Annotated in this window: 11 protein-coding genes; 5 read left to right on the top strand and 6 right to left on the bottom strand. The window is 53.8% G+C overall.

The window, feature by feature from the left end; genetic code table 11:
* Positions 1 to 24: 24 nt before the first annotated feature.
* Together AC5S26_RS19675 and AC5S26_RS19670 are read right to left on the bottom strand one after the other, a co-directional pair.
* Positions 25 to 585 carry a hypothetical protein gene (locus AC5S26_RS19675; protein WP_494186627.1) on the bottom strand — a complete coding sequence of 187 codons (561 nt, stop codon included), beginning with the start codon at positions 583 to 585 and terminating at the stop codon, positions 25 to 27.
* Positions 585 to 3,653, bottom strand: a complete 3,069-nt coding sequence (locus AC5S26_RS19670) for a TonB-dependent receptor (protein WP_494186626.1) — start codon at positions 3,651 to 3,653, stop codon at positions 585 to 587. The genes AC5S26_RS19675 and AC5S26_RS19670 overlap by 1 nt, the downstream gene beginning before the upstream one ends.
* Positions 3,654 to 4,226: 573 nt before the next feature.
* Between AC5S26_RS19670 and AC5S26_RS19665 the strand changes: the two genes are divergently transcribed.
* From AC5S26_RS19665 to AC5S26_RS19650, 4 genes are all read left to right on the top strand, one after another.
* A complete protein-coding gene (locus AC5S26_RS19665; protein ID WP_494186625.1) occupies positions 4,227 to 7,073 on the top strand; it encodes a bifunctional YncE family protein/alkaline phosphatase family protein in 2,847 nt (948 codons plus the stop codon).
* Between the two features lie 428 nt (positions 7,074 to 7,501).
* Positions 7,502 to 9,130, top strand: coding sequence for a sensor histidine kinase (locus AC5S26_RS19660; protein WP_494186624.1), 1,629 nt, complete (start codon positions 7,502 to 7,504; stop codon positions 9,128 to 9,130).
* Positions 9,127 to 9,849 carry a response regulator transcription factor gene (locus tag AC5S26_RS19655; RefSeq protein ID WP_494186623.1) on the top strand — a complete coding sequence of 241 codons (723 nt, stop codon included), beginning with the start codon at positions 9,127 to 9,129 and terminating at the stop codon, positions 9,847 to 9,849. The genes AC5S26_RS19660 and AC5S26_RS19655 overlap by 4 nt, the downstream gene beginning before the upstream one ends.
* Positions 9,850 to 9,881: 32 nt before the next feature.
* Entirely contained in the window at positions 9,882 to 10,796 is a 915-nt protein-coding gene (locus AC5S26_RS19650; protein ID WP_494186622.1) for a PP2C family protein-serine/threonine phosphatase, read from the top strand.
* A gap of 153 nt (positions 10,797 to 10,949) precedes the next feature.
* On the opposite strand, the gene AC5S26_RS19645 is transcribed toward AC5S26_RS19650, so the two are convergent.
* Positions 10,950 to 12,569 carry a hypothetical protein gene (locus AC5S26_RS19645; RefSeq protein WP_494186621.1) on the bottom strand — a complete coding sequence of 540 codons (1,620 nt, stop codon included), beginning with the start codon at positions 12,567 to 12,569 and terminating at the stop codon, positions 10,950 to 10,952.
* Between the two features lie 404 nt (positions 12,570 to 12,973).
* On the opposite strand from AC5S26_RS19645, the gene AC5S26_RS19640 reads away from it, so the two are divergent.
* A complete protein-coding gene (locus tag AC5S26_RS19640; RefSeq protein ID WP_494186620.1) occupies positions 12,974 to 14,239 on the top strand; it encodes a M23 family metallopeptidase in 1,266 nt (421 codons plus the stop codon).
* Positions 14,240 to 14,554: 315 nt separating this feature from the next.
* Here the strand turns inward: AC5S26_RS19640 and AC5S26_RS19635 are convergent, their stop codons facing one another.
* The 3 genes from AC5S26_RS19635 to AC5S26_RS19625 all read right to left on the bottom strand — a co-directional run bounded on the left by AC5S26_RS19635 (position 14,555) and on the right by AC5S26_RS19625 (position 19,177).
* Entirely contained in the window at positions 14,555 to 15,847 is a 1,293-nt protein-coding gene (locus tag AC5S26_RS19635) for a nickel-dependent lactate racemase family protein (protein WP_494186619.1), read from the bottom strand.
* A 126-nt stretch (positions 15,848 to 15,973) separates the two neighbouring features.
* Positions 15,974 to 16,861, bottom strand: a complete 888-nt coding sequence (locus AC5S26_RS19630; RefSeq protein ID WP_494186618.1) for an NAD(P)-dependent oxidoreductase — start codon at positions 16,859 to 16,861, stop codon at positions 15,974 to 15,976.
* 117 nt (positions 16,862 to 16,978) lie between these two features.
* A complete protein-coding gene (locus AC5S26_RS19625; RefSeq protein WP_494186617.1) occupies positions 16,979 to 19,177 on the bottom strand; it encodes an alpha-amylase family protein in 2,199 nt (732 codons plus the stop codon).
* Positions 19,178 to 19,208: the final 31 nt, after the last annotated feature.

Genomic DNA, 19,208 nt, shown 5'->3' with positions numbered 1-19,208 from the left:
GAAGCGAGTTTCGCTTACAGAGACTCATTCAGCGGGGATTTGCCTGCGTCGATAAAATAGAACTTGCTTTTCTCCGTTGGGGCGTTCGCGGATCCTCTCCAGCGTTGCATTGTTCTCGATGAGAGACCACGTCTCTCGCGAATGGAGAATGTTTCCGTCCTCATGCTCCTCGATAGTGAAGATCAGGCTTGAGCCTTTACGGATAACCCTGGTGTGGAATTCGTCTCCGTCCGCTCCTGTTGATACGGAGACTTCTCCATCGATCGTGTATTTCTGGACTGCGCGCCTGGAACGCGCAGAAACATGTGCAATCGATGTTTCAACAACAAGTTCAGCCTCGTGATGTTCAATATGGAGTGTGACCTCTCCGGTGCGTTTCGGTTGGCAACGATCATTGTCCTGCTCCCACAGACCAGAGAAATCCGGAGTTGTCTGAGACCGTGCAGCGGTCGTAATCAGGAACAGGATGAAGCAAACCTTCAGCGAGCGATACATCCCCTTTCTTCTGTTCTTCCTTTGCGCACCGTGCACAATCCTTGCCGCGACCGCCTTCGCGGCTGCGGCAAGGAATCCATCAGCGAACATCAGAACGCCACCCGCAAAGCGAGCTGAATCTCTCGTGGGGTTCCAGAGCCGACTGGGCTCACGGGGGTTGTGGTATTCACTGTCTGGATGACGCTGCCGAAGCCGGGAACACCGAAGACGGACTGCGGCAGCCCGTATTGCGGATGGTTGAAGATATTGAAGAACTCAGAGCGGAACTCGAGATGCGCCCGCTCGGACAGAGAAACAGATTTGGCGAGGCCAAGATCGACCTGCCATGCGCCGGGGCCGCGCAAAAGGTTTCTTGGCGCGTTACCGAACGTTCCAGGAGCGGGCACGGCAAATGCCGCTGGATTGATCCACTGCGCGATGCTCTTTCCTCCGGGTGGGGTTAGGGACACGCCGGGTACGAGATCGGGTCGCTGATCTGTGCTGTTGCCATCCGGGACACTTGCCGAAGAGCGATTCACCAGCACGTTGACGGGGAAACCGGTGCGAGCTTGGGTAGTTGAAGTAAGCTCCCATGAGCCAGCGATGGCCCTAAGAACGCCAGGCCGGTTCAGATATGCTTTATGGGCACCGAATGGTAGCTCGTAAATTGCATTGACATTCAGAACATGACGCGCATCCCAGATGCCGCTGGCACGTTCGCACGACGAGCATGCTACGTTTTGAGGGACCAGTGAGTCGCCATCTCCACTGCCGTTCGAGCCGTTATCGATTTCATGCGACCACATGTAATTGGCTGCGAACAGGAATCCGTGCGAAAAGGATCGCTTTATAGCAGCGGAGAATCCCTGGTAGCTACTGGTATCTTTGTTGCCACGCCAACTCACCTGACCAAAATTAGGATAGGGACGAGTTCCCGTAGCTGCATTTACAACATTGACTTCAGAGAGAGTCAGAAGGTTCACACCGTGGCTTCCAACATAGGAGAGCGTACCCACGAACTCTGCCGGAAGCGGATGTTGCACTGAGAGTCCCCATTGCTCTACGTAGGTGTCCTTGCGCTGCCGGTCGTCGGCGCGGGGGGAGACAATTCCGGTGGTACCCGATAGGAACGGGGTGATGGGATAGCTGAGATTCGGGATGGTTTTGTTCGACAAGGAGTATGCAAAGACTTCATTGCTGATAGGAAGGTTCTGATCGTCGAGCTGTCCGTCTTCGTGATAAATTCCAAATCCGGCCCGAATCAACGTCTTTCCATTCTTTACCGGAGCCCACGCGAACGCGATCCGTGGATCGATATCGCCGTAGTTGGGCTGACCAAAGCTGGCCCCTATGCCGCAGAATCCCTGCGGCCCGCATGTAGCGAAGTCGAATGGATTCGCCCGTCCCTGCGCCTCGTGAAAGATGTTGAAAAAGCTGTAACGCACCCCGAGGTTCAGGTTGAAGCTGGGCGTCCATTTGAATTCGTCCTGAATGTAGCCGTAGAACTGGGTCTTGCGGAGACCGTTGACAGGCAGTGTGCCATTGAGAGTAGCTGAACTTACGCTGTTGGTATCGAAGGCAGCCGTTGAAGCGTAGGTGATGGTTCCACTCTGAGTGTTTCCCTGATTCAACTGAATGCGCCGGATCTCCACGCCGGCCTTCAAGGTATGCCGTCCGTCGATCCATGTCAGATTGTCGATCCATGAAAAGGAGTTTCCAACGCCCGTGCTGATGCGATTGTTGTTCAGCGTGGTAAATCCGGATATCGACACGGCATAAGGACTGCCAGTGTGATTGATGTCGTAGGTGTTAGCCGTGCCGCGGTTGAACCCGACCTTGGTTTCATTCACTAGATAGGGACTGAGGATGTGTAGCCACTCGATGGCCCCGTTCACCGGTGCCGATGTGAGCTGCTGCAAATCTTCGAGGTAATTGCCCGAGCTTGCCAGCGGCTGCGTGTTGACAGCCCGGTCAAAGTTGAAGCGCACGTAGGCTGTGTCTTTTTCCGAGAAGTGCTGATCGAGTCGCATCATGGCTGAGTTCTCGTTCACCACCTGCGTGCCATTGCTGACAAATTGATCTATCTTGGGGTCGCTGGTGGACATGTTGCCGAGCGGAAAGCCACTCACGATCGACTCCAGCTCGGGCGAATCTGCAAGGACCTTGGCGCGGAACGCACGGCTTGGCACGTAGCCACTAAGGGGAAATCCCCAGCGTTGTCGATATCCTTCATAGGACAGAAAGAAAAACGTTCTGTCGGGCCGGATAGGACCGCCCAGCGACCCGCCAAACTGGTTGAGACGCAAAGGCTGCTGCGGTGTCGTCGTCGCAGGTACTGGCTGCCGAGCGTCAAAAACATTATTGCGTAAAAACTCGAAGACATTTCCATGCCACCGATTGGTGCCCGAGGGAGAGGTGACGGCCGATTGCGGCCCTCCTGTAGCAGCAGCTTCGGCGGTTCCCAGCATTGAATCGATACGAAACTCCTGGATTGTGTCCAAGGGGATGGAAAGCCGCACGTAGGGCTGTTGGGCCTGATTGATAACGTTGGTCGCATCGACTCCATCGAGCGTAAAGTTGTCGTCATCGCGGCCTCTTCCCACGAAGCGAATCGAGCGCTGGTTGCTGCCCCCGGTATCGACGGCACCAGGCACCAATGCAGTCAAATTTGCCCAGTTGCGGCCATTGAGCGGCAATTTATCCGCCTGAATCTTCTCTATGCGTGTTCCCAGCGCGTCAGAGCTTCTGTCGATCTGCTCTGAGATCGTAGAAACCTGCACTTGCTCCTCGCGCCCCGCTACCTGCAGGGTTACGTTGAGAGTGCGCGTTTGTCCGATCGCCTGCTTCACCTCGACAAATGTCAGCGGTTTGAAGTCGGGATGATCGAAAGTGATTTTGTAAATGCCCACCGGCAGCTCGGGAATGTCGTAGCTCCCATTGGAGGAAGATACAGTCTCCCGACGCAGTTGCGTTGCATCCTGCACGGCTGTAATCCGAGTGCGGGGCAGCAACTGGCCTGTGGAATCTGTAACGATGCCCGTTAAACCACTGCGATCGACCTGTGCGAAGCATGATGTGGCAAGAAAGAAGAACGCATTGAATGCGATTAGTACGAAAAGACTACGAAGCTCAAATGGTCTTCCGACGAACGGAAGATCAAGCTTCACACTACGATGCATACAGCCTCCCAGCGGGGAAATGGGGTGCCAAAAAATGAGAACAGAAAGTGGGAGTATCGTGGCACTGTTTGCCACTACGGTCGTCTTTCAGGCTCAAGTTACTGGAATAGATAAAGTGACAATTCTGTAATTATCGGGAAATCATTAGAGCCGCGTGACATCGATGTTAACGCTGTATCAATACCAGCGTCCTCGACAATTCCTTTGAGCACACGAGTTGTCGTTGTCGATTCCTACACCGCACAGCTTCGATCCGATGACTGCGAACGAGGCGCTGGCCGTTGGCTATTCGATCGCGGAGAAGAACAACAAGAGAAAGAAATGAGCTGTTGACTGGGCCCCCACCCGAGTTGTGGCGCCGGCAAGATGACAAATCTGTAATTTCATTGTCATGCTGCTGTGCGGCACTCCTTTCTACCTTCGCTTCTATACGCAGTTCATAGGCCCGCTGCGCACCGTCTGGAAGATTTTTTAACTATGGTGTGCAGTCGGCTGCTGATTCTACTTCCAACCCCAAATGTCGCACGGCTGATTTCGGCTGAGCGATGAAAAGCTCTAGGAGAAGAACGGTATATGCCCCGAAAGACGTCTCGAAACTCCCCCCGAACCAACTCTCGGTTCGACCGTCTACGTCCGCTCGCCGGTCTGGTAGCGACAATGCTGAGCGCTCCAACGCTCTTTGGTCAATCCCAACAGTTTCCAACCTACTCCACTGGCCCGCAAACGAATGGATCGTGGGTAGTCAGCAATGGCCAGATCATTACGCCAGCCGGAAAGCAGGTCGATCTCGGCATCCGGGTCCGTGCGAAAGCTATCGCATTGAATCCGAATAAGAAGAATCACACCGCTGCCGTTCTCACTATGGGAGCAGCACAGGCTGTCGAGGTGATCGACACCAAAACCGGCGATGTACTACAGAACTACATCCCATTCGGACACGATTCAAGCGGCAGCTATAGCGGCATCACTTATTCGCCCGACGGCAAGTACCTCGTTTTCAGCCAGGACAGCAGCAACGTTACCATTGCCAATGTTTCTCAAGAAGGCCTGTTACAGGACAACGCCCAGGTCAAAGTGCCAGCGAACAGTTCCTTCGTTGATTGCTTTGCGAACAGTCCTGCTGGCGATGGTGTTCCCTGCGGCACGTTCTGGACCGGCGGCACCTCCTATCCTGGCGGCGTCGCAGTCTCGTTGGACAGCAAGACCGCTTATGCCCTGCTGAACCAGAACAATACTCTCACCAAGATCGACCTGACCGCATCCACTCCAACGCAGGGGGAACAGATCCGCGTCGGCAACGCTCCTCACAGCATTGTGATCTCAAGCAACGGAAATACCGCCTACATCAGCAACGAGGGTGGACGGGCCGCTACGGAAGGTGACTTCCAGATTTACTCGGCCGGAACTGAAGTCGTCGCGGACCCGCAGGTTGGCGCTGCGATTACGGGTACTGTTTCAGTGGTAAATCTGAAGAAGATGAAGGTGACCGCCACGATCCAGACCGGTCTTCACCCGACCGGAATGGCATTTTATGGAAATACTCTGCTGGTCGCCAATACCTATAGCGACACCATCTCGGTAGTCGATATGGACACCAATCAAGTGGACCGCACGATCGATCTCGGACTACCGATCAAGCTGCCTGGTAGAAAGAACTCGATCTACGGAGCCGCCCCTAACTCAATCGCGGTCGACGCGAAGAACGGCATTGCGTATGTTGCGCTTTATAATGCCAACGCGATCGGTGTGATCAACCTTGCTCGAGGCGTCAATCCCGTCATGGGGATGATTCCAGTAGCCTATGCACCGAGCTCCGTGGTACTGGACGAAGCGCAAAAGGTACTCGTTGTTGCCAATGATAAGGGCATTGGCGCACGCAATTCGTTCGAGACCGACTTTGGAGTTACCGACTACAACACTCACCAGGACAACGGTACCGTCAGCATCGTTCCCGTGCCGAATAACCAGAAGCTGGAGGCTATGACCAAGAAGGTCTTCGAGAACAACCACTGGGATCTGAAAGAAAACATCAAGGCAGCCTCCGGCGGTAGCCAGGATGCCACGCCAGTGGCAATCCCGAAGAAGATCGGCGATCCCTCGCTGATCAAACACGTCTTCTTGATTATTCGTGAAAACCGCACCTACGATCAGGTTCTGGGTGACGTGACCTCTGGCGATGGCGATCGTACTCTGGCGGTATTTGGCGGCAAGGACACGCCGAACGCCCATGCACTGGTGAAGCGCTTCCCGCTCCTCGATAACTTCTATGACCCGAGCCGCCAGTCGGCCGATGGTCATCAGTGGATTACTGAGGGCATGGCGCCTTACTCTGACGATATCCAATCGCCGGACTGGGTCCGCAGCTATCCGGGCGGAAGCGCCGGCGATGCACTTGCATATCAGAACAAGGGCTTCCTGTTCTCTGAAGCAGCAGCCAAGGGTTTGCCTGTAAAGATCTTCGGTGAATATGTCGAGAACGATACGTACAAGCAGCCGAACGGATCAACCAGCGAACCAAGCTGGAGCCAGTTCTATGCTGACTCACAGAAATTTGAAGCTGGACTTGAGAATACGCTGTACTACGGCAAGACGATCCAGGCGTACTCCTCACTTCCTGCAGTAGCCGATCACCTGGTCACCAACTTCCCGCTCTTTGACCTGGGCATCCCCGATCAATTCCGCGTAGATGTGTGGCTGCAAGACTTCAAGAAGGATGAGGCTGCCGGTACCGTACCTGCGCTAAGCATTCTCTGGGTCATGTGCGATCACACCGGTGGTCCCCCGACTGCTGATGCTGAACAGGCCGATAATGACCTGGCAATCGGACGCATTGTTGACTATGTTAGCCACAGCAAAGTGTGGAACTCGTCAGCGATCTTCGTCGAAGAGGACGACGCGCAGAACGGCGTCGACCACGTTGATGGTCACCGCAGCCCCGGCTACGTCATTAGCCCTTACACGATACAGAATGGTCCCACCGATCATACTTACTACACGCAGGTCAACATGACCCGCACCATCGAGCAGATCCTCGGCCTGCCGCCCATGAACCAGTTCGACCTCGTGGCGTCACCCATGAGGACTGCTTTTGTTGAAGACCAGGCTCCACCTCAGAACTTCAAACCCTGGACTCACGAACCGAACCAGGTTCCGCTGGACCAGGGCGTTACAACGAGTACAGCCAGCAATACAACGGACAGCAATTCGGTCAAAGCGCTGAGGGTAGCGTGGATGAAAAAGAAGGCACAGATCTTCGCCGGCAAGCTGACGAAGCCCGACGCAGAAGATCCGGACACGGTCAATCACTTGAACTGGTATCAGTCCACCGGGTTCAAGCGGCCCTATCCCGGTGAGAAGACAGTGCGCCCACCAAGTGACTTCAAGAAGGCGGCGCCTACTACAGCTGATCTGGACGGCTAAAACCTGCTGTAACTTCGAAAGCCCTCTCCCCACTGACCAGGGGAGAGGGCTTTGTTCATGCCTCTCACAACGTGGAAGCCATAAGTCGTACATCATCGGATCCTCAATGAGCGCATTCGGCGATTTTGCATCAAGTAAGAGACGCAACATTTCTGGTTGGCAATTCGCGCAACAACGGGATGACGCACTAGTTGCTTCTGAATCAAGAGTTTAGATGTAGAAAATCTTAGCCCGCGGCGCCCTTCCGGATCACTTCTAAGTTCACAACTTTTTGCAATTTGTTGCGTTGTTGTGACATATGGACGAGTGTTCTCGCTTATTCTTCAATCCGATGGACATGGGGTGCTTCTCCTACAGCGCACGGGTGCCTCTCCGAAAGCGCGCTTATGTTGAAGTTTCTAGTTCGACGTTGGTCTGAGCGCCCACGCATGTTGGTGTTCATGCTGGGAGTTATGTTGCCCGCCGTTGCGTTCGTCGTAGCCGGTGTATGGCACCTTAGGGACATACAGCGTAACAAGGCCATCGAGGCTGTCATTCAACGGGAGCATCAACAGGTCCTGGCTATCGCCGAAAAGCGGATTGATAACCACGCTTACGATATCGCCGAGGAAGACAGGGCGAAATTCCCCGCCGTGAGCCAAGGCGACGAACTCGAGGCTTTTCTGGCCTCACACAGCGATATCGCACATGCGTTTCTTTGGACAGGGAAAGGCCACGTTCAGGCTCAATCTCAGCCTGCTCAAATGAACGAACCTGCATTTGGTCAAGAAAGCAAGGAGTTCTCCTCCATGATCGGACCTTGGTTTGACCTGGAGGCCAAAGACTACATCACCAAACTGAAGAAGATCGAGGCGATGGAGGGGAGGCACGTCTACCTTAGGGACAATTGGGTATCCAGGGGTGACAAATGGCAGTATCAGTCTTTGGTGCTATTCATACCTCGCGGTTCGAGTGCGGACCGTCCTGCTCTGGCGGGGTTTGTCTACGATACCGACTATCTGAGGGACAAGTTTTTTCCGCAAGCGCTGAACGAAGTACTGCCAGATCAGAACAAAAACGATACGCCCCATCAACCAGTGATCATGGTACGAACTGTAAAGGACCACGCTCCTTTGGCGACTTCGCTGCGTTGGGATGGAGGTTTGCCTGAAGTAGAGCGTAGTTTTGAAGGTGTCTTTCCCGGGTTGGTTTTGGGAATTAAGCTGCGCGGAACCACGATTGCGAATATCAGCAATCATTTTGTACAGACAGCCTTCCTTATCCTCGGGGCGCTTTCGCTGCTGATGGGCGGAGGAATGCTACTCACCTATCGAAACGTCGCGCGCGAACTTGCACTGGCGAAATTGAAATCCGATTTTGTCTCTAACGTCTCGCACGAACTGAGAACGCCTCTGGCACTCATCCGCCTTTACGCAGAGACGCTGGAACTGGGACGCCTCTCCAACCCGGGAAAGCGTCAAGAATATTACGAGATCATTCGCAAAGAGAGTGAGCGGTTGACTTCGCTGATTAACAATATTCTGGACTTCTCTCGTATCGAGTCGGGCAAGAAAGAATACAGCTTCCGTGAAACCGATGTGGCTGATCTGGTGCGGAGCACGCTGGAATCGTATCGTTTTGAAATCGAACAAAACGGATTCCAGTTCGAACAGAAGATCGACAAGGATCTGCCACGGGTGTATGTGGATCGCGAAGCGATTGCGCGTTCGCTGTTGAATCTGGTGAATAACGCGGTGAAGTACTCGGCGAAAGAGAAATACCTTGGCGTAAACCTCTACCGGCACAATGGCGGCGTCAACCTCGAGGTTGTCGATCACGGAATCGGCATAGCCGCGAAGGAGCAGCCCAAAATCTTCGAGAAGTTCTATCGAGTCGGCGATCCACTGGTGCATGAGACCAAGGGCAGCGGGCTGGGGCTGTCTCTGGTGCGCCACATCGTGCAGGCGCATGGCGGCGCAGTTGCGGTTGAGAGCGAGCCCGGTCAAGGCAGCAAGTTCATCATTACTTTGCCGGTACAGACTGCACTTGTGCAGCAGGCGAAAGGGATGTCGGCATGAGACAGCAAGAAAAAGCGAAGGTGATTGAAGCACCGAAGCCAGCGAGAATTCTAGTCGTGGAAGACGAGCCCAATATGGTGGCTGGACTTCGAGACAATTTCGAGTTTGAAGGCTACGAAGTGATTACAGCGGGTGATGGGATCGAAGGCCTTCGGCGTGCGCTGGAAGAATCTCCCGATCTTGTGGTCCTGGATGTCATGATGCCACGGATGAGCGGACTAGAAGTATGCAAGAAGTTACGCGCTCAACGCGGTTCCATCCCGATCATCATGCTGACTGCCCGCGGCCAGGAACTCGACAAGGTAGTCGGCCTCGAACTCGGCGCAGACGACTATGTAACCAAGCCGTTCTCAATCCGCGAGCTGCTTGCGCGAGTGAAGGCAGTCCTGCGACGCACGGCAGTTGTTCCCAAACATCAGGATCAACACTCCTTCGGTGACGTGGAAGTCGATTTGCGTCGTCAACGCGTGCTTCGATCAGGCAGGGCCCTCGAGATTTCGTCCAAAGAATTCGAGCTGTTGAAGTATTTCCTCTGTCATTCTGGCGAGACGCTTAGTCGCGATCGTCTTCTGGAAGAGGTTTGGGGATACGAGAATTTTCCAACTACCCGTACGGTGGACACGCATCTGGTACGTCTCCGTCAAAAGCTGGAGCCCGATCCAGAACAACCACAATACTTTCTCACCGTGCATGGAACCGGTTATCGGTTCGTCGGCTAGAAACATCCATCAAGATGTAAAAGGGTTGAATTATGAGCAACAGCAGCGTACTACCAAGAAGTGAAGGCAAGTTCCGGACTCACGGCGCGGCACAAAATCACAGAATACCCCAATCCTCGATCGTGGCACTGATGCCGCCACCCTCATCGAGGGTTCCACTGGGCGACGAGGTTGCGTCCCTTCAGCGAGAACGACTTGATCTCCATTCAGAACTGTTCGAGGCCGCACAGATCCAGCGCAAATTAAGCGGCCCGCGTGAATTTCGCCACGGCAGTTTACAGTTCGCGAGCGAGGTATTCGCGGCGCGCTTTATCTCAGGGGATTTCACCACATTTTTGAAAAGTGGATCCCAGGTTCTTATGGCGCATGGAGACATTGCCGGTAAAGGTGTCGCGGCTGGGATGTGGTTTACCAATCTGGCAGGACTTTTGCAATGCTACGGCGATCCCTATTCCGACCCCGCAAGCATCGCGTCGGAAATCAACCGCCACCTCTGCTATCTGCGACCGGTTGCTCCATTCGCCACGGCCTTTCTAGCGCGGATTGACTGCCACCTTGGGGGACTAACCTATTGCAATGCTGGCCATTTCCCGCCGATAGTGCTTCGCGCGGATGGCCGAACTGATCTGCTTGAGAAGGGCGGCCCTTTATTGGGTGCTATCGAACGCGCGAAATTTGAGTTGGGCGAACTAATTCTCGAACCCGGCGACACGCTTGTCGCATACTCAGATGGTGTACTTGAATGCCGCAATACCTCAGAAGAAGAGTTCGGATTAGATCGGATCGTAGCGGCGTTAAAACACGCCGATTCGTCATCGGCTCAGGGCACGGTCATGATGCTCCTTGCCACGTTACAGGACTTCGCAAGCGGTAGGCCACTTTGCGACGACGTCAGTTTGACCGTGATTCAGCGGGACGAGAATTGCCAACATCCACTTGCTGGATGACTCATATTTCAACCTCCGTGAAGCGTGGCGGCCATGTGATCATCAGTACACTCCGGCCAGGGGGCTCTCACAGAAAGTTTGAGAAATCCACTCCTTGATCTTCGAGCTTGCTGGTGTTGCTCCGCTGCAGCAGGAAATCTCTTGTGCCCTGACCTAATTGGTAATGGGAAGGTCAAGAGATTTCTCAAGATTCTCTCGCTGATGTTCGATCAGGTCAGGTGCCGCTCGACGTATTTCGGTATAGGCCAACGTGCGGATTTTTTCGCTCTGCCGAGAGACATATCCGGCAGCCTCGATCAAGCGCGCCGGCTGTCTAGCGGCGATATGTGCAATGGCATTAGCAATCAGCCATGGGTCTGCGGGACTTTTACATACTTCGGCAAGCACATCCACAATTTCCTTACCAGGATCAAAATAATTGAGCAACTCAAGCAGGATGTCCTGTCGCCCCTCTCGCTTCAAAAGAGCACGCGCGCGAAGGGAAAGGCTTGGATCTGTGGCCGGAACACGGTCTGCGAGCCGCTTCAGCAGATCCTCGCGTAGCGTGCCGGATCGGATCCCGCGGGCATCTGGTATGTTCGTTTCGAGCCTGTCCAGGATTGCCTCGTAGAACGATCGGTCGCTCGTGTTGTCTCCCAGTTGCGCCACCATTACAAGGACGCGTGGATCATCGGATTCGGCAAGCAACTCTGCTGCTGCTTTTACGATTTGCTCTTCCGTCTTTGGGGATTGTCTCGCTTCCTCCAGAAATCGCTCAGCCGAGAACCGCTGGCCGCGATGCTCGACCAATCCGCCTTTTGCCCATACTTCCATCTGCGTTTTCAATTCGGCGATCGAGCCGTAAATCCGTTTCCGGGGTACCACATTTTGAGGTAGCGTCACTTCCTCACCTCCAAGGCGCGTCAATGATGTCTGCGTCGTATCCAATGTTCTCGCATTCGCTTGGCTCTGGAATGCCTCATCAGCTTGCGTACGCGCCTCACGCACTTGTTGAACAATAGATATCTCCTCATTTCCCAGCCATTGATTCTCAGGCGTGCCTCCGCTAGCAACTTTGGCCAGATCTACCGAATAGATGTTTACAGAAGGTGAAGCATGCAACGCGGCTGTCATCGGATCGGTCAGGATGTAAGCTTGGACAGGCAGACAACTCGACAGGTCGATCGTCGTAGTGTTCAGGGTTTCCAGAGCATTACCCCCTGTCGCTGCATGCTCATCTGGCGGTCGTTGCACCCATAGCGGACTGGTCATTCCATCAAATGAGACGGGCCGAATAAAACCCCCTTCCGGGAGAGGATTTAGACGGACCAACCCGTCTTCGTACCACTCCGGGGCAAGCGATACGATGTGGCAGAAATCAAAAAAGTCCGAGTTGGCTTGCTCGCGGGTCGGAGGCGGAGAGATCACCATTCGTGAGTCTGGGCTAAGCCAAGATTTTTCAGGGAGCGCTACGCTCCTTGGCTCCAGCATGTCCGAATCGATGTCTCCGCCGGTTGTCACCGCATCTTTCCAGGCTGCGAATACAAGTGGATTTTTCCAATCCACACCGATCCTTTCGCCTTCCAACTCCTTCCAGGTTTGACGGACGTTGAATTGATAGAAGCCCTGAGCGCCGGTCACGCTATAAAGCTGTGAGAAGGGATAGGTATCCACCGGTCCCAAGCCAACCATCTTTGCTCCGGCGCTATTCATGCCACCGTAGAGTGCATCGCCGTATTGCACAGCGTCGGTCGGAGTGTAGAACCACGCAGTTTCTGCCAGAAACTGCTTCACGGATGTCACCACAGACGGGACTGTTTCCCGCTGCGTTTCGTCCATCTTCCGCTCTGAAGCCGTTACCTCTCGAAACTCGTAGCGCAGGTATTCCTCAGCAGGACTTTGTACCGCATACACCGCGTCGATTGATTTCATGACAAAAAATCTAACATAGGACGCGATGTACGGACATCATCACCTATCGATGGATGTCCCCCAAATGGGGCAGACGACGAGCAATGTGCACTGATAAACAAATGACATGCGAGAATGTGGGCTAGAATTGGCCCCTGAAGCATTCGCATCGTCGGTAGGCGACAATGGATGGTTGATGACTCGGCCGAAGAATCTTAAGTGTCAATTTGAACCATTCGCTTTGTCGGTTGTTGTAGTTCATGTCCAAGTCACCAAGGATGCCTGCTATGTTTAAACGCCTGTGCTGTTGGGTTGCGATCGCAACCTTTTCACTCGTCGAACGCTTGCCCTTCCTCGCCGCACAGGGCTCTTCTCAACACGACTGGTACGCGCCACTGACAAACAGCGACGGCCTGCGCTATCCGCTCGAGATCGGGCCACTCACGTGGCGTGTAGTCGGCAGCGGCATTCATCCAGTAGAGGGCTCCGACGGACTGATCCATCTTGCCTACGCGCTGCAGATCACCAACTCATGGAGCCTGACCGCAACCATCAAGTCCGTCGAGCTCGTGGATCCTGCACACGGTAATCAGGTAAGTGGTAAAAACCGCGTGCTCGACATCAAGAACGAAGACGTGACCGGTCAGGTAAAGCTCTTCACTTTGCCGGGAACCATGAACAAAGAGAGCTACACTACCCAGATTCCGAGTGGGCAGTCAGGGGTGATGTTCTTCGATGTCACCTACGACGACATCAGTCAGGTACCAAAGGCGATTGCGCACCGGATCACGGTAACGACTCCTCCAACTCCATTCGGGACGGAGCACACGATCGTCGGCCATTCCATTCCGGTCGGCCGCGAGGCGATAGTGATCAGCCCTCCCCTTAAGGGCGGCGGCTGGGTGAATGGCAACGGGTGTTGCCTGGAGATTGGCCCGCATCGATTCGTTACGAACTCCATGAATGGAACGCTCGATCCCAGCGAGACCTTCGCCATCGACTGGGTGCAGGTTGACGCTCGGGGCCTCGCATACCGGACCGACGGCAGAAAGCCGGAAGACTGGATGTGTTACGGTGCTGAAATTTTGGCGGTCGCTCCGGGCACCGTGGTTGAAGTGGTGCGCGATCTCCCGAACGTGGCGCCCGGGAAGAATCCTGAAGGTTTGACCATCGCCCAGATCGCCGGCAATCGCGTGATCATCAACATGAGCTCGGGGCACTACGCCATGTATGCGCATCTCGCGCCAGGCAGCATTCAACTGCACGTCGGCGACTATGTGCGACAGGGACAGAAACTCGGCCTGCTGGGGAACACAGGCAACTCCAGCGCGCCGCATCTTCATTTTCAGGTGATGGATCGGCCATCGAGCCTGGACGACACGTCTCTCCCGTTTGTATTCGACCGCATGAATCTTGAAGGGCGTTTGTCAGTGGATCTGACAGTTCTGGACGAAAACATGGACAAAAAAATCGCGATGCACATGGACAAAAAGGACGCGAAGCCGCTTATACGTGCGATGCCGCTCTCGCGCGATATTGTTGGGTTTCAGTGAGGTTTCTATGGGTTTCTACGAATCCACCTGCGCGGCCAAGAGCCGGGCTGAGCACACACATTCTGGACCTCAATCCATTGCCGCTATCGCTGAGGTTGAGAATGTTCTTCCAGGCTTGCATATCGGGTTGGTTTAGCCTCAAGCAGTGCATGAAAAGCTTTGTGCGTCATTGCTGTCGCCGCTCAGTTCCCGAATCATCCCGATGACTAGCTGTGATAGTTTGCAAAGGCTGCTCACAGGTTCAAGGTACGAAGCGCCAAACATTTGCCGGCTCACGAAAGCGACTCGCCGGCCTCAAAGGTAGTGCGAACTTGGTCAGGATGCAATTGTTTGACCTTCCAGGAATCGCGCAAAAGTATAAGGACCTTCGGGTACGAGAGCAACCCTGGAGTTTCTCGGTAGACCTTCCAGTGCTGCTGCGACTGCTTTCTCTAAATCCAAATAACTATTCTGTGCGAGGACGCCAAGTTGCTCGCTCTTAGCTCCCGGTGTATAGAAGAATAGTGGGTGATCTCTCCCAATCAGAGCCAACTTTTCGAGTTGCCACTGATCTACGACAACCTCTCCTTGCTTGATCTCATCTAGGTACTCTTCGAAGCCAGTTAAATTTCTTAGCTTTTCGCTGAACTCCGGGGAGCCAATCCCCTCAGGGCACTGACCGACGGTTAAAATCCTTCCCCAGGGCTTGACGATGTGTTGTGCCGCAGTTACACCCTTAATGGTTTGATAGAAGGTCAAGTCAAGCGGATATCCCGCAGCGCTTGTTATGACAGCGTCGGCCAATCCTGTCAGCCTCATCAGGGAGGTTTTTTGCAGAAAGTCCACACCAGCAGCATGAGCGGCGACCGGCTCTCCAGCAAATACGCCGGAGATTTGACGATCTTCGGTGAGTGTCACATCCAAAATGAAATCATGCCTAGCCATTCCGGCAATTTCAAGGAGTTCGGCATGCAAGGGATTGTCCTCAATCGACCCCTCTGTCGCTTTTGGCTCTCGCATGAACTTAGGCGAATGAATAGTCTTAATTGTCCGTTCGCCCGCCACGCCAGGAACGACCAGCTTACGGCCACCTGAAAAACCCGCCATCAAATGAGGCTCTATGAATCCGAGACTTAGATGAAGTTCCGCCTCCATATACCGATCGTCGATGTAGACCGGTGTGCCCTTTTTCGTATCGCCCAAAAAGCGCTGCTGATCCGCTCGACGGGCATCGTGGTTTAACACCTTGTATTGAGCTGCTATCTCTGGACCAACGATGGTCTGAATCTCATCAGGCGTTGCACCTCTGTGAAGTCCGGTAGCAATAAGAATGGAGATCTTGTCGGCACTTATACCCACTTTATGCAACCTGTCCAGAATCAATGGAAGAGTAGTTCGATTTGGCACGGGACGGGTAATATCGCAGACCGAAATCGCCGCAGATTTTCGATTCCGCGCGAGCTCCTGAAACGACGGACCAGCGACAGGATGATCTAAAGCGTGGTTGATCGCTTCAAGCGGGTCAACGATTGCAGACGCGGTCCTGCTCTCAATGAGCTCGTATGTATACCCATCCGGAACGGTTATAGAGATTCCGCTTGTTCCGAATGCAAAACGAACTTTAGTCATTCGATCCTTCTGTAGATTTGAATTTGCGCTTGCTTTCAAAATTAGGCGCACCGCCGATTATCACGCCAAACCTGGCATGAAGCAAAGAGCCCAAACAGGCATGGATGGATGTTTAAGCTGCCTTATTTATTTGGAGCTCCCCAGCACCTCACATCCAGCGAGATCTTCCATAAAGCGAATAGAGCCGCAAATATCATCTTCTCCGTATCCTTTAGCAATCGCGGCACGATACATCTGTCGGGAAAGCGACGTCAAAGGAACAGGAACGTTCAACTCCGCCGCAGAATCCAGCATGAGTTGCATATCCTTCTCCAGCCACTTGACTGAGAATTTTGGATCGAAGTCTCTCTTGAAAACCAGAGGCGCCTTCAAAGAGATAAGGCCGGATTTCGCGGCACTATTCTCAATAATCTCCAACATAAGCTCCGGAGGTACGCCAGCCTTGGTGCTCAAGACAAAGCTCTCGTTGAATGCCTGCAGCAAGTTACCGAGAATCATGTTCTGAGAGAGCTTGGCATGAAGTCCCTGACCAGAATCGCCACAGTAGTAGAACTGCTTGCCCATCGACTCAAATAATGGACGTACGCGATCGAAAACGTCTTTTTTGCCGCCCACCATAAAGGTAAGCGTGCCATTCTCCGCACCGCCCTTCGAGCCCGTGCACGGAGCATCGAGGAAATCAATGCCTGCTGTCGCCAGTTCCTCTGCCATTCTGCGACTCTCTTTTGGCGAGATCGTGCTACAGTCCGCGATGACGAGACCTTTCTTTGCACCTGCCCTAAGGCCGTCTTTGCCAAAGATCACCTCGTGTGACATCGCAGTGTCACCGACGCAAAGGAATACACAGTCGCTCTGCTCAGCAACCTCGCGCGGCGTCGCACACGCTTTACCTCCAAGTGCCTCTGCTTTGCCCTTGCTATGCGACCAGAGCGCCACCTCGTGGCCCGCACCCAAAAGCCGGGTTGCCATCGGTTTGCCCATGATGCCAAGGCCAAGAAATCCAAGTTTCGCCATTTGCTTTGCTCCTGTAAACACTTAGTTTGTATTCCTGTTTGCCGGGATGGAGTTCTCCATAAGCTCGAATCGCCAGCTCTTCTATAAGTCATTATTCTTTGAATAACATAATTGTGATCAAGCGAGATCGATCGCAACCACCTCGTGCAACGCAATCGACGGAACTTCTAACTGGATATATCCGTCCTTATTCGTATAGCTCGGCTTCGTCCCTGCAACCAGTAATTGCACCTGTTTAACCTTGCGACCTTCTGAAACTTGAATTTTAACCTTTTGCTCGGTAATTGGGATGATCTCGCGGATCGGGCCTTTCATCATCATAGGATTGGTCAGATTCACCAGATGGGCAGTCATGGAGTTCTTTTGTGTCCACACGGAGACATCGAGCACTCCCCTGCCCTCAACGGTCAAAGGTGCGGGCTCATCCGTTGCCCAAAGAACAGCGTTTCGAAGAAGTCTGGCCTGATCGAAGTTGAGCGTCTCCCAGAACGTTCGATCGATGTCGCCGGGCAGATAGACGACGCGTCCCTTGCCTACTTGGCGAACAATAGCTCCGGGCTGCCCCACCGGAGCGTCTTTGCGAGGGAAGACCTCCTCCATGGGAAGATCCGGATACGTAGGAACCACCTGCAACGGATATATCCCTTCGCCCGCTGGCGTCACCGTTACTTGGTTCGCTGCATTGATGATACGTACGGCATTCTCAAAATCTTTCAACAGGGGATGGTATTGTCCAGACGAGTCTTTATTCAGGCTCAAATAAGAGTTCTGCATCGGGCCTTCAACTTTGCCGGCATAGTTGACACCGAAGAGCGAGGCAAGGCCAAAATTTGGCTGACGTACACCCCACTCGTTATACAGCGAGGTCTCATAGGTAGCGACCAGACTGCCGCCACTCTGCACAAACTCTTCAAGCTGCTTGCACTGTGCAGTCGAGAGTGCCGCGATATTCGGGAGGATCAGGGTCCGGAACTGACGGATATGCTCGGGATCCAGCAGGCGGTCATGGACCATCTCAAAAGGGATCCGAGCTTCTACGAGGGCTTCATAAAACCCCAGGCTTGGATCCTCGACTTTTGCGTGTGCTTCATCGCCTCCATAGTAGTTGGCAGTCTGTTGCGAATACACCATGCCCACTCTGGCAAGCGGTCGTTCGTTGCGCAGATAAGCCTCATGCGTTGCATGCCATATGTACATCTCTTCTACAACAGGCATCCAACGCGCATCGATCACCTTACAGTCGAACTTTGTAAACCACGGCCGGAGGTCGTGCGCAATGCCATCCGCAACCCACAGACGTATCTCATCGTCACTCTGTACGGAATCCTTCCAACGATATTTATCTTCCAATCCCATGCTGAAGATGCCTACGATAGCTTTACGGCCCAGTGTGGCACGATACTCTTTCCCATTTTTGCCATTAGCCCATGGTGGCATCAGACCCGACCGCCCCTGGCGATCCGCGAAAAGCGTCGGAGCCAGCTTGCCAACCGTCTTCATATCAAGTTCGCTCAGGGCACCGCCGCCTGCATTGGCGATATAGCTTGCGTTGGGATTGATGCTCTGGATTTTGCCGTTCCACAGTCGCCAAAGTTCAAAGAGCCTCTGTTGACGCCAAAGAATGTATTGGCGTCGCGAAGGGTCCTGCGGATTGTGCGTGCGAGGAAGTGCCAAGCCGCTAAAGGCCTGGAAGTTCTTCTGGCAGTGCTCGCAGTAGCACATGCCTGATCCTGCCCAGCGATTCGTGAAGATACCGTCGGGCATGTACTTCGTCATGATCTCCTCGTGAACCGAGGTCATGAACTCGAAGTTGTATGGACCTAGCGCACAGGTCAGCCAAAAGTCCTTGTCGGACGGGTGACGAACTTTATTTCCATTTGCATCCACCATGATCCAGTCCGGGTGGGCATCGTGGACGTCTTGATGGCATGCGTGAGCATCCGTTCGCGCAACGACGATCATACCTAGAGCACGGCAACTCTTCTGCAGATTGCCAAAGGTGTCCATATCGCCAAGCCATTTACTGCGATAGTGCAAGGGAATCTGTGTGGGATAGAACGCAACGGCTCCGCCGGCATTCAACGTGACCGCATCGATATGCAAGCGCTTGAAGTAGTCCAGCCAGAATTGAGGATCGTAATTACCCGGATCGTCTTCAGCAAATCCGATCTGGGCCCATCGCATAGGTCTGTTGTACCATCCGTCTTTCGATGCGCTTGCGACGGGTTGCGCCCACATGCTCATGCCGGGCCTGAGCAGCGTAGTCGCTGTTGCAGCTGCAGTGCATGCCAAAAAAGTACGACGACTGCTTCTCATCTCTTCTCTTCCCCATCCTTCAGTCATGTCC

This window comes from Edaphobacter sp. FHG110511_03 (assembly GCF_059115365.1).
The sequence above is the reverse complement of the archived record's forward strand: the minus strand, read 5'-3'. Positions and strand labels throughout refer to the sequence as shown.

Coding starts and splice junctions, on each gene's coding strand:
- AC5S26_RS19625 (WP_494186617.1), bottom strand. CDS start 19,177: ATGAGAAGCAGTCGTCGTACTTTTTTGGCATGCACTGCAGCTGCAACA.
- AC5S26_RS19670 (WP_494186626.1), bottom strand. CDS start 3,653: ATGCATCGTAGTGTGAAGCTTGATCTTCCGTTCGTCGGAAGACCATTT.
- AC5S26_RS19635 (WP_494186619.1), bottom strand. CDS start 15,847: ATGACTAAAGTTCGTTTTGCATTCGGAACAAGCGGAATCTCTATAACC.
- AC5S26_RS19655 (WP_494186623.1), top strand. CDS start 9,127: ATGAGACAGCAAGAAAAAGCGAAGGTGATTGAAGCACCGAAGCCAGCG.
- AC5S26_RS19660 (WP_494186624.1), top strand. CDS start 7,502: ATGTTGGTGTTCATGCTGGGAGTTATGTTGCCCGCCGTTGCGTTCGTC.
- AC5S26_RS19630 (WP_494186618.1), bottom strand. CDS start 16,861: ATGGCGAAACTTGGATTTCTTGGCCTTGGCATCATGGGCAAACCGATG.
- AC5S26_RS19640 (WP_494186620.1), top strand. CDS start 12,974: ATGTTTAAACGCCTGTGCTGTTGGGTTGCGATCGCAACCTTTTCACTC.
- AC5S26_RS19665 (WP_494186625.1), top strand. CDS start 4,227: ATGCCCCGAAAGACGTCTCGAAACTCCCCCCGAACCAACTCTCGGTTC.
- AC5S26_RS19650 (WP_494186622.1), top strand. CDS start 9,882: ATGAGCAACAGCAGCGTACTACCAAGAAGTGAAGGCAAGTTCCGGACT.
- AC5S26_RS19675 (WP_494186627.1), bottom strand. CDS start 585: ATGTTCGCTGATGGATTCCTTGCCGCAGCCGCGAAGGCGGTCGCGGCA.